General features: G+C 57.8%; 9 protein-coding genes. 3 read left to right on the top strand and 6 right to left on the bottom strand.

The window, feature by feature from the left end:
- Positions 1-8: 8 nt before the first annotated feature.
- The 6 genes from ACR0J7_RS12745 to ychF form a co-directional block, all read right to left on the bottom strand.
- Positions 9-530 carry a thioesterase family protein gene (locus tag ACR0J7_RS12745; RefSeq protein ID WP_480559739.1) on the bottom strand — a complete coding sequence of 174 codons (522 nt, stop codon included), beginning with the start codon at positions 528-530 and terminating at the stop codon, positions 9-11.
- A 10-nt stretch (positions 531-540) separates the two neighbouring features.
- Positions 541-1329, bottom strand: coding sequence for a cyclase family protein (locus tag ACR0J7_RS12740; protein ID WP_480914480.1), 789 nt, complete (start codon positions 1327-1329; stop codon positions 541-543).
- 111 nt (positions 1330-1440) lie between these two features.
- On the bottom strand, positions 1441-4224 hold the full coding sequence (gene fdhF, locus ACR0J7_RS12735; protein WP_480914478.1) for a formate dehydrogenase subunit alpha: 2784 nt from the start codon (positions 4222-4224) through the stop codon (positions 1441-1443).
- Positions 4225-4237: 13 nt separating this feature from the next.
- Positions 4238-5941 carry an NAD(P)H-dependent oxidoreductase subunit E gene (locus tag ACR0J7_RS12730; protein ID WP_480914476.1) on the bottom strand — a complete coding sequence of 568 codons (1704 nt, stop codon included), beginning with the start codon at positions 5939-5941 and terminating at the stop codon, positions 4238-4240.
- A gap of 85 nt (positions 5942-6026) precedes the next feature.
- Positions 6027-6908 carry a LysR family transcriptional regulator gene (locus tag ACR0J7_RS12725; protein WP_267365476.1) on the bottom strand — a complete coding sequence of 294 codons (882 nt, stop codon included), beginning with the start codon at positions 6906-6908 and terminating at the stop codon, positions 6027-6029.
- A 65-nt stretch (positions 6909-6973) separates the two neighbouring features.
- On the bottom strand, positions 6974-8071 hold the full coding sequence (gene ychF, locus ACR0J7_RS12720) for a redox-regulated ATPase YchF (protein WP_480914474.1): 1098 nt from the start codon (positions 8069-8071) through the stop codon (positions 6974-6976).
- Positions 8072-8271: 200 nt separating this feature from the next.
- On the opposite strand from ychF, the gene ACR0J7_RS12715 reads away from it, so the two are divergent.
- From ACR0J7_RS12715 to ACR0J7_RS12705, 3 genes are all read left to right on the top strand, one after another.
- Entirely contained in the window at positions 8272-8760 is a 489-nt protein-coding gene (locus ACR0J7_RS12715) for an acyloxyacyl hydrolase (RefSeq protein ID WP_267365474.1), read from the top strand.
- A gap of 79 nt (positions 8761-8839) precedes the next feature.
- Positions 8840-9631, top strand: coding sequence for a tryptophan synthase subunit alpha (gene trpA, locus ACR0J7_RS12710; RefSeq protein ID WP_480900144.1), 792 nt, complete (start codon positions 8840-8842; stop codon positions 9629-9631).
- A 145-nt stretch (positions 9632-9776) separates the two neighbouring features.
- Positions 9777-10943 (top strand): alpha-hydroxy acid oxidase, encoded by a 1167-nt coding sequence (locus tag ACR0J7_RS12705; protein ID WP_480484008.1) that lies wholly within the window; start codon positions 9777-9779, stop codon positions 10941-10943.
- Positions 10944-11107: the final 164 nt, after the last annotated feature.

Raw genomic sequence — 11107 nt, 5'->3', positions numbered from 1 at the left:
CCAGCAAACTATTTCCGGCGAATTCCTATCGGTTGGCCGATCTGCGAAGCCGGTTCCAGAGACTTGTGATCCTCCACCATTTGCGCAAGACGCGCCGCTGCCCAATCCGGGTAGGGTGTGGATCGCCCGGTGCTGTGGCTGACATTCATAAAAAGCGCCTCTTGCGTCGCACAAATCTCGTCAGTTTCTGCCAAAAGCATCTCGGCGAAATAATGTCCTCTCTTGCTGTCAGCATCCAGCATACGGAACCTGAAATAAAACGATGAACTGTCTTTGACCTCCTGCACGAAATGCAGATGAGACTGCAGGATGTAAGGCCCCTGCCCCAACGCCTTGACCTGCACCTCGCCCAACCCGAGATGGTCAACCATCAGCTTTTCCAACGCCATGTCAAAGGCGACACCGTAAAACCCGACATTCATATGGCCGTTGTAGTCGATCCATTCGGGCCGTACTTCAAAGCCGCGAATTTCCACCGGCGCGGCATACGGGCCATCATGCCCGCCAGGAGGTGTCGAAGTCGGCTGCATCTGGCCCCCTTTACTGTGCGTTTTCCTCGTCAAATATAGCCACGGCCCGGACAAATCCGGCAGAGGCCCCTTTTATCTTGAAAGGGAAACAGGAAATCTCGAACCCGGTGGGCGGCAAATTTTCCAGATTGGTCAGCTTTTCCAAGTGGCAATACCCGATATCCATCGACGCGCGGTGTCCTTCCCAGATAATAGATGGATCTCGGGTCTCAGCGTATTCCTGAGCGGTGAGCGGAAACGGGGCATCCCAGCTCCAGGCGTCGGTGCCGGTGACACGCACGCCACGTTCAGTCAGAAAAAGCGTCGCCTCGCGCCCCATTCCACATCCTTTGACTAGATAGTCCGGCGCGCCATAACGTGTCCCTGCCGCAGTGTTGACTACGACGATATCCAAGGGGCAAAGCTTGTGGCCGATGCGCTTCAATTCGGCTTCGACATCTGCCGCGGTAACGACATACCCATCCTCGAAGTGCCGAAAGTCCAGCTTGACGCCAGGGTTCATGCACCATTCCAACGGCACTTCGTCGATGGTTATCGCCCGTTCACCTTTGTTCATCGTGGAATGATGGTGATACGGCGCATCCAGATGCGTGCCGTTGTGGGTCGCGATCTGCAACCGTTCGATTGCCCATCCTTCACCGTTCGGCAAGTCTTGCCGTTCCAGGCCCGGAAAGAAAGACATGACCTGTTCTGCCGTCTGGTCATGGGTCAGATATTCGATTTGCGGCAACATGATTGGCGGGTCAGACACGATCCCGGTTTCCAACGGAACGGACAGATCGACGAAACGACGTGCCATAAAAAATTCCTCCACCATATTCCCGGACAAGGTTGGTCGAGCACAAGCGTCTGTCAAGAAAAGAAAAAGGCGACCTGTCTGGCCGCCTTCTTTGCTTGATATGTGTTGATCTTACTCAGCCGCAACTGCGCTTTCGATCTTTTCGACGCGAATGGCCGAGAATTTGAACTCGGGGATTTTGCCATAAGGATCGATGGCCGAATTGGTCAGGATGTTCGCCGCTGCCTCAACATAGGCAAACGGGATGAACACCATATCCTCGGCAATCGCCCGGTCCGCGCGGACCATGATCTCAATCGAACCACGGCGTGTGGTCAGGCGGATCATGTCGCCCGGTTCGATTCCCATCAGCTTGAGCGTACGTGGATTCATCGAACAATTCGCCTCGGGCTCCACCGCGTCAAGAACGTTGGACCGGCGGGTCATTGAGCCAGTGTGCCAATGTTCCAGCTGACGGCCAGTGGTGGCGATCATCGGGTATTCCTCGTCCGGGGCCTCATCCGGCGGAATGACGCTGGCGGGGGTGAACTTCGCCTTACCGCCCGAGCGGGGGAAACCATCCCCGAACACGATGGCCTGACCCGGGTCGGTTTCGCTGAGCGACGGGTAGGTAATCGTCTCGGTCTCCAGACGCTCCCACGTGATGTTGTCAAGCGATGCCATGGTCAGTTTCATCTCGGCAAAGACCTGAGAGACATCGGTGTAATCCCAGTTCAGCCCGATGCGCTGTGCCAGCTCGACCGTGATCTTCCAATCTTCGCGCGCTTCTCCCGGGGGGGTAACGGCAGGCCGTACACGCTGTACCTGACGGTTGGTGTTCGACACCGTACCGTTCTTTTCATAGAGCGCCGAGGCAGGCAGGATGATATCGGCATAGTTCGCCGTCTCGGTCAGGAAGATGTCCTGCACGATCATCAGATCCAGTTTGGCCAGCGCCGCGCGGGCGTGGTTCACATCCGGGTCGGACATGGCCGGGTTTTCACCCTGAATATACATGCCCTTGATATTGCCCGCATAGGCCTGATCGATGATTTCGGTCACCGTCAGACCCTTCTCGTTCGAGAAGTCATCCGAATGCCAGACATCATTGAACCTGGCGCGAACGCCGTCGTCAGTCACCGACTGATAGTCCGGCAGGAACATCGGGATCAGGCCCGCATCCGATGCGCCCTGCACGTTGTTTTGCCCCCGCAGCGGGTGCAGCCCAGCGCCGGGTTTACCGACATTGCCCGTCATCAGAGCCAGCGAAATCAGGCAGCGTGAGTTGTCGGTGCCGTGAATATGTTGGCTGACGCCCATGCCCCAGAAGATCAGGCCCGCTTTGGCCTGCGCAAAGGTGCGGGCGACCCGGCGCAGTTGATCCGGTTCAATACCACAGATCGGGGCCATCGCTTCGGGCGTGAAGGCGCGCAGGTGCTCTTTCTCGGCCTCCCAGTTCTCGGTCCAGCGATGGATGTACTGGCTGTCATACAGCTCTTCCTCGACGATCACGTTCATGATCGCGTTCAGCATCGAGACATCCGCGCCGGGGCGGAACTGCAGCATTTCGTCGGCGAACTTGCGCATACCAACGCCGCGGGGGTCCATCACGATCAGCTTGCCGCCACGCTTGGCGAACTGCTTGAAATAGGTCGCCGCGACAGGGTGGTTCTCGATCGGGTTCGAACCGATGATGATCGCCACATCGGCGTTCTCGATCTCGTTAAAGGTCGCCGTCACCGCGCCCGAACCCACATTCTCGATCAGCGCCGCAACGGATGAGGCGTGGCACAAACGGGTGCAGTGATCGACGTTGTTGTGCTTGAAGCCCTGACGGATGAACTTCTGGAACAGGTACGCCTCTTCGTTGGTGCACTTGGCCGAACCAAAGCCCGCAACCGAACGTGGGTCTTCGGCACGCAGGGCCATCAGCTTGGTCGCGGCCAAGTCCATCGCCTCTTCCCAGGTCGCCTCGCGGAAATGGGTCGACAGGTTACCCGGATCAACGTTCAGCCCCTTGGCAGGCGCATCCTCGCGCCGGATCAAAGGTTTGGTCAGGCGGTGCGGGTGGTGGATGTAGTCAAAGCCAAAGCGACCTTTGACACACAAACGACCTTCGTTTGCGGGGCCGTTGATGCCCTCGACATACTTCACCTTGCCGTCCTTGACCTTCAGCGACACCTTGCAGCCCACACCGCAGAAGGGGCAAACGCTTTCGGTTTCGCTATCGTAATCCTTGCTGTCCCCCTGCTGCTGATCGTCCAGCACGGTGGCAGGCATCAGCGCACCGGTGGGGCAGGCCTGAACACATTCACCGCAAGCAACACAGGAGGAGGTACCCATCGGGTCATTCTGGTCGAACACCACCTGCGCGGTATGACCGCGACCAGCCATGCCAATCACGTCATTCACCTGCACTTCGCGGCAGGCCCGAACACAAAGGTTGCAGTTGATACACGCATCCAGATTGACACGCATCGCCACATGGCTGTCATCCAGAAGCGGGATTTTCTCGGCCTCTTTCGCAGGAAAACGGCTGTCGCTGACATCGTTCAGCTTGGCCATATCCCAGAAATGGCTGGATACGTCATGCGGCTGCTCGGGCTGATCGGCCACCAGTAGTTCCATGACCATGGCGCGCGATTTTTCGGCGCGGTCGGTGTCGGTCTTGACCACCATCCCATCGGCCGCCGGGCGGATGCACGAGGCGACCAGCGTGCGCTCGCCCTCCACCTCGACCATGCAGGCGCGGCAGTTGCCATCGGGGCGGTATCCCGGTGCAGGCTTGTGGCACAGATGCGGGATCACCAGGCCCCGGCCATTAGCCGCTTCCCAGATCGTGGTGCCCGCGGGCACGGTGACGTCATCGCCGTTCAGGTTGAAGGTGACGGTCTTGGTTGGGCTTGCGTCAAGCATGGCTCTGTCTCCCTCAGATTTCGTCAGCGAAATGTTTCATGACCAGGCGGATCGGATTCGGGGCCGCCTGCCCCAGACCGCAGATCGAGGCATCGCTCATGACCTGGCACAAATCTTCCAACAGATCGGTGTCCCACTTGTCGGCCTGCATCAGCTTGACCGCCTTTTCGCAGCCTGCCCGGCAGGGGGTGCACTGGCCACAGCTTTCATCCTCGAAGAACCGCAGCATGTTAAGCGCGGCATCGCGGGCGGTGTCCTGATCGGACAGAACCACAACGGCGGCAGACCCGATGAAAGTGCCAAGCGGTTGAAGCGTGTCGAAGTCGAGCGGGACGTCGTCAATGCTCGAGGGGAGAAGGCCAGACGACGGCCCGCCCGGTTGATACGCCTTGAACACATGGCCATCAGCCATGCCGCCGGCGGCATCAATCACATCAAGAATGGTCGAACCTGCGGGCAGCAGGTAAACGCCCGGCTTCGCCACACGCCCCGAGACTGAATAACTGCGCAGGCCCTTGCGACCGTTCTTTTCAACAGAGTTCAGAACCTGCGGCCCTTCGCGGCAGATTTTTGAGACCCAATACAGCGTCTCGACATTGTGCACCAAGGTCGGACGGTTAAAGACCCCAACCTGCGCCACAAACGGAGGACGGTGGCGCGGCAGGCCCTTCTTGCCCTCGATCGATTCGATCATCGCGGATTCTTCACCGCAGATATAGGCACCGGCCCCCCGGCGCAGGTCGATGTAACCCTTTGCGACGATACCGGCATTTTCCAATGCCGCTATCTCACGGCGCAGAATTTCCAGCACTGCCGGGTATTCGTCGCGCATGTAGATGAAGCAGGTCTCGGCCTCGACTGCCCAAGCGGCGATCAGCATACCTTCGAGGAAGACATGCGGCGTGCGCTCCAGATAATAGCGGTCTTTGAACGTGCCGGGCTCACCCTCGTCGCCGTTTACCGCCAGATAGCGCGGACCTTCGTTCATACGAACAAAGCCCCATTTCTTACCCGACGGGAAGCCAGCGCCGCCCAGACCACGCAGACCCGAGGACAGGACGTCTTCTTGCACCTGTTCCCAATCACCGCCGTCGCGCAGCTCTTTAAGCTTGGCGTAGCCGCCGTTTGCCTCATAGGCCGTGAAGGTCTCATAGTCGGGCAGATGCGCATGGGTGTCCCCTGCTGCAATCGCCGACTGCACCTTTTCGGGGGTCGCATGATCAATGTGATTGTGGCCAATCTCCAATACCGGAGCGGTATCGCAACGCCCCATGCAGGGCGCGCGAACAACGCGAACTTCGGCAGGGTCCAAACCATCTTCCAGCGCCTTCTGCAACTGCTGGGCACCAGCCATTTCGCAGGAGAGGGAATCACAAACCCGGATGGTCAACGCCGGAGGTGGCGTCTCACCTTCTTTCACCACATCAAAATGGGCATAGAAAGTCGCGGTTTCGTAGATCTCGGCCTGACCGATCCGCATCTCGACGGCCAATGCCGCGATATGGTCGGCGCTGATATGACCGTGTTCGTCCTGAATCAAATGCAGGAATTCGATCAACAGATCGCGGCGGCGCGGACGATCGCCCAGCAGGCGTGTGATTTCAGCCTGCGCCTCATCCGTGAACTGACGGCCTTTGGGTGTGTGCCGCCCCTTGCCTTTACCTGACTTCCAGACGCCCTTGGGTGTGCCTGATGGCTTGGTATCTAATGGTGCCATGATGCCCTCCGATTGAGGTTCCGTCTCTCATCAGGCAAACATATCGTCAAATCGCTTTTGGCAATCGCACGATAACGACACCTTATCACCGCAAAGAGGTCACCACATCCCGCAAAGCCTTGACCGTCGGCAACTCGGGGTCGCGGCTGAGGGTCGCCAGACAAATCGGTTTGCTGACAACAGGTTCGATCAGCGGCAACACTTTCGTTCCCTTCAAATCGCCCAGCGCACGTACCAGAACCCGAGGAACAACCGTCGCCGCCAGCCCCTCCCGCACCATGACCATCGACGCCGTGAAACCGCTGGTTTCGGCAACGATATCGGGGTGCAGCCCCTGTTCGGCAAACACCCGGTCCAGAATACGCCGGTTCTGCATCTGCGGCTCCAAAAGGCTGAGCGGAAATTCTGCGACCTGCGCCCACGGAATCGGGCCGCTCTGGTCCGTCAGATGCGTGGGCACCAACAACACATAGGTTTCCTCGTAAAGAGGTTGAACCTGCCGGAAGTCCGTGCCGATGCTGTCACCATAAGTCACCCCGGCATCAAGGCTGCCTTCGTCCAGCCGGTGCTGAATTGCGGTGGCAGACATGGTTTCAATGCGTGTGACGATACGAGGATGCGCGTCACGCAGCCTTTTGACCAACCGTCCCGTGAAGGCGATTGCGGTCGGGATCACGCCGAGGATCAGTGTGCCCGTAATCTCACCCTTGGCGGCCAGCACCTGCTGTTCCAGCGCCTTGGTGTCGTCCAGAATACGCCGCGCCCGCTGGACGATCATCTCGCCCTCTTCGGTCAGCCCTTGAAAGCGGTTGGCGCGACGGACGATCGAGACACCTAACCGGTCCTCAAGATTGCGGATGCGCATCGAAAACGCGGGCTGAGAAATCCCGCATTCCTCGGCTGCTTTGGCAAAATGCCGATGCCGCGCCAATGCGCTGAGCAGTTGCAGGTCGCGGATTTCGATCAAGGAAAGCTCCAATGCTGCGGATAAGGCAGGATACCCCGCTAACCCGACAGGAACAGCCCAATTGATCAGGTATTAAACAAAAAGTGCATCACATCGCCGTCCTTGACGATATAGCCCTTACCCTCTGCCCGCATCTTTCCCGCCTCTTTCGCGCCCTGCTCGCCATTTGCGGTGACATAGTCGTCATAGGCGATAGTCTCGGCGCGGATAAAACCCTTTTCGAAATCGCCATGGATCACACCTGCTGCTTGCGGTGCAGCGGTGCCGGTGCGGATGGTCCAGGCGCGGGCCTCTTTCGGGCCGACGGTGAAATAGGTTTCCAGCTTCAGCAGATCGTAACCTGCGCGGATCAGACGGTCGAGGCCGGGCTCTTCCAGTCCCATCTCCTCAAGGAACATCTGGGCTTCGTCCTCATCCAGCAGGCTGATCTCTTCTTCGATCTTGGCACTGATGATGACATGGGCATTGCCCTGCGCGGCGGCCAATTCGGCCACGCGGGCAGAGTATTCGTTGCCTTGTGCGGCTTCTTCCTCGGACACGTTGCAGACGTAAAGCACCGGTTTGGTTGTCAGCAGTTGCAACATCTTCCACGCCTTGGCGTCCTCGTCGCTGACTTCGACCAGACGTGCGGGTTTGCCGCTTTCCAGCATGGCCTGCGCCTCGGCCAACAAGCGATCTTGCTGTTGCGCCTCTTTGTCGTTGCCCTTCAGCTTGCGCACCAGATTGGCCCGGCGCTTTTCGATGCTTTCCAAATCGGCCAGCATCAGTTCGGTTTCAATCGTTTCAGCGTCCGCAACCGGATCAACACGCCCGTCGACATGTGTCACGTCGCCGTCTTCGAAACAGCGCAGCACATGTGCAATCGCATCCGTTTCGCGAATATTCGCCAGAAACTGGTTGCCCAGCCCTTCGCCCTTTGACGCGCCTTTCACCAGACCCGCGATATCCACAAAAGTCATCCGCGTCGGGATAATCTGTTTTGAGGACGCAATCGCCGCCAGCCTGTCGAGGCGGGCGTCGGGAACCGCAACGTCCCCGACATTAGGCTCTATGGTGCAGAACGGGAAGTTCGCGGCCTGCGCAGCAGCGGTTTTGGTCAGCGCATTGAACAGGGTCGACTTGCCGACATTCGGCAGACCCACGATTCCCATTTTAAAGCCCATCACGGCCTCCTGCATAGAATACGATCGCAGCTTCTATGCAGGTCCGCCTGAATGCGCAAGGGATTGCTGGCGGCACCTTTGCCGAGTCCATTTCGCCACATCACAAAATCGTTTGAAAATTGTGTTCTTGCCGAAATTGAAAAACAACTCCTACGATTACCAGTTAATAGCGCACGATCACTATTTGTTGGCGGACACTGATGAAACACCTTTTTCTTGCAACCGTTCTGGCGGCAACGGCCTGCGCGTCAGCCCAGGCTCAAACCGTTGTTTTTGGTGCCGGATACGCGGACTATTCTGAAGACACATCCGAAGATCAGGGTCTGATCTCGATCGAATACCACCACACGCCATTTCATCAGGCCACGCGGTTTCGCGCCGGTTGGGGTGCGGCCCTAACTGTAGATGAAGATGGTGACACGCATATCGGCGCGGGTTTGATCGGGCAGTATGCGCTAAGCGATCGCTGGTTTTTGGAAGGCAGTGTAATGCCCGGCTACTATAATGCCAGCAACGACCTGAATGATCTTGGGGGCGATTTTCAGATTCGCAGCCTTTTGGGACTTGGCTATAACCTGAACAATGGCAACAGCGTGTCTGTCGCGCTGACCCATAAATCCAACGCCAGCACCAATGACGAGAACCCAGGCGTGAATGCCCTGTTGGTACGCTATCATCTGGGCTTCTGATCCATTCCTGTCTGGGCGGGATTGATTTTCGGTCAAAGTTTCTGCACATCAGGTCGAAACCCGAGTGCAAGGACATCCGATGACCCGTATCGACGCCAAGTTCGCCGCCCTGAAAGCCGAAGGTAAAAAAGCCTTTGTCGCCTATGTCATGGCCGGAGATCCCGACTATGACACTTCGCTTGAAGTGGTCAAAGGCCTGCCTGGTGCTGGCGTGGATGTTATCGAGCTGGGCCTGCCCTTTACTGACCCGATGGCCGACGGCCCGACAATTCAGGCCGCGGGCCAACGTGCGCTTGAGCAGGGCATGACCTTGCAAAGCACATTGGATCTGGCACGAACCTTTCGGGAAACGGACGATACAACCCCCATTGTCCTGATGGGGTATTACAACCCGATCTACAGCCGGGGTGTCGATGCGTTTCTGGCCGATGCAAAAGCAGCTGGTATTGACGGGTTGATCGTGGTGGACCTTCCCCCCGAGGAGGACGCAGAACTCTGCCTGCCCGCGCAAGCGGCGGGTCTGAATTTTATTCGCCTGGCAACCCCAACCACGGATGACAAACGCCTGCCACGTGTTCTGCAAAACACTTCGGGCTTTGTTTATTATGTCTCGATCACCGGGATCACTGGCGCAGCCGAGGCAGAAGCAACAGATGTTGGCCCCGAGGTTGCCCGCATCAAGGCCGCGACCGATCTGCCGGTAATCGTGGGGTTCGGGATCAACACGCCTGAGAAATCGCGCAATATTGCCTCGGTGTCGGATGGCGCGGTGGTCGGGTCAGCGATCGTCAGCCAGATCGGCGCTGGTAAACCTGTGGCCGACGTGCTGACCTTTGTGAAATCTCTTTCGGATGGCGCGCACAGCGCCTGATCTCGCAGCCAACATACGAGAGTTATGACCCGTCGCGGATACCGCGGCGGGTTTTTTGTGACCCTTCACTGTGACGCCAAGACATTGCAGCCTTGGGAATGAATTGGTAAAGAAAACTAACCAATGTACGCGGAGCCCTGTTTTCATGCCTGTGATCACCAATATCGAAGACCTCAAACGCATATATGAACGCCGCGTGCCCCGTATGTTCTATGACTACGCCGAAAGCGGCAGCTGGACAGAACAGACTTTTCGCGAAAACACGACCGATTTTGAAAAAATACGCCTTCGCCAAAGGGTTGCGGTCGACATGTCCGGTCGGTCGACATCTTCGCAAATGATTGGCGAAGACGTTTCAATGCCTGTTGCGCTTGCCCCGGTCGGGTTGACGGGGATGCAACATGCAGACGGAGAGATGAAGGCCGCCAAAGCCGCCGAGGAATTTGGTGTGCCCTTTACGCTGTCCACCATGTCCATCAACTCTATCGAAGATGTGGCCGGATATACCAACAAACCATTCTGGTTCCAGCTTTATACGATGAAGGACACGGACTACATCAACCGCCTGATCCAGCGAGCAAAAGACGCCAAATGTTCCGCACTGGTAATCACGCTCGACCTGCAAATTCTGGGCCAACGGCACAAGGACCTGAAAAACGGTCTGTCGGCCCCGCCCAAACTGACCGCAAAAACCATCGCCAACCTGATGACCAAATGGGCCTGGGGCATTGAAATGCTGCGGGCCCAGCGGCGCGAGTTCGGCAATATCGTGGGGCATGTGCATGGTATTTCGGACGCGTCTTCATTGGGGGCCTGGACCGCAGAACAGTTTGACCCCAGCCTCGACTGGTCGAAGGTTGAAAAACTGATGGAGCAATGGGGCGGGAAAGTGATCCTTAAGGGCATCCTTGATGCGGATGACGCAAGGATGGCCGCCAAGCTGGGTGCCGATGCCATTGTCGTGTCAAACCATGGTGGGCGTCAGCTTGACGGCGCGCTAAGCTCGATTCGTGTCCTGCCCGAGATCATGGATGCGGTTGGGGGCGATATCGAGGTGCATTTGGACAGCGGTATCCGATCCGGACAAGACGTGCTCAAAGCCTTAGCGCTTGGGGCCAAAGGGACCTATGTTGGCCGCGCGTTTGTGTATGGTCTGGGTGCCATGGGTCAGAAAGGTGTCACCACGGCGCTTGAGCTGATCCAGAGGGAGCTTGATACGACAATGGCGCTTTGTGGTGAGAAAAATGTGGCTGCGTTGGGGCGTCACAATCTGCTGATACCTGAAAACTTCGGGGGTCGCTGGCAAGCGTAACCGGTCAATCAGGGGGCTCTGCCCCCGACGCCCGTTCCGGGCGCCTCCCCCGGGATATTTTTGGCCAGATGAAGCTGGGGATCCTTCAATCGTCCACCCGATAATACTCCAGGACAGGCGATAGAACCCAGCCGAACGGCACGGCAAGAAATACCTCTTTCCAA

This window comes from Ruegeria sp. O4 (genome assembly GCF_056535125.1).
Note: the sequence above shows the minus strand (reverse complement) of the source record. Positions and strands in the feature narration are given on the sequence as shown.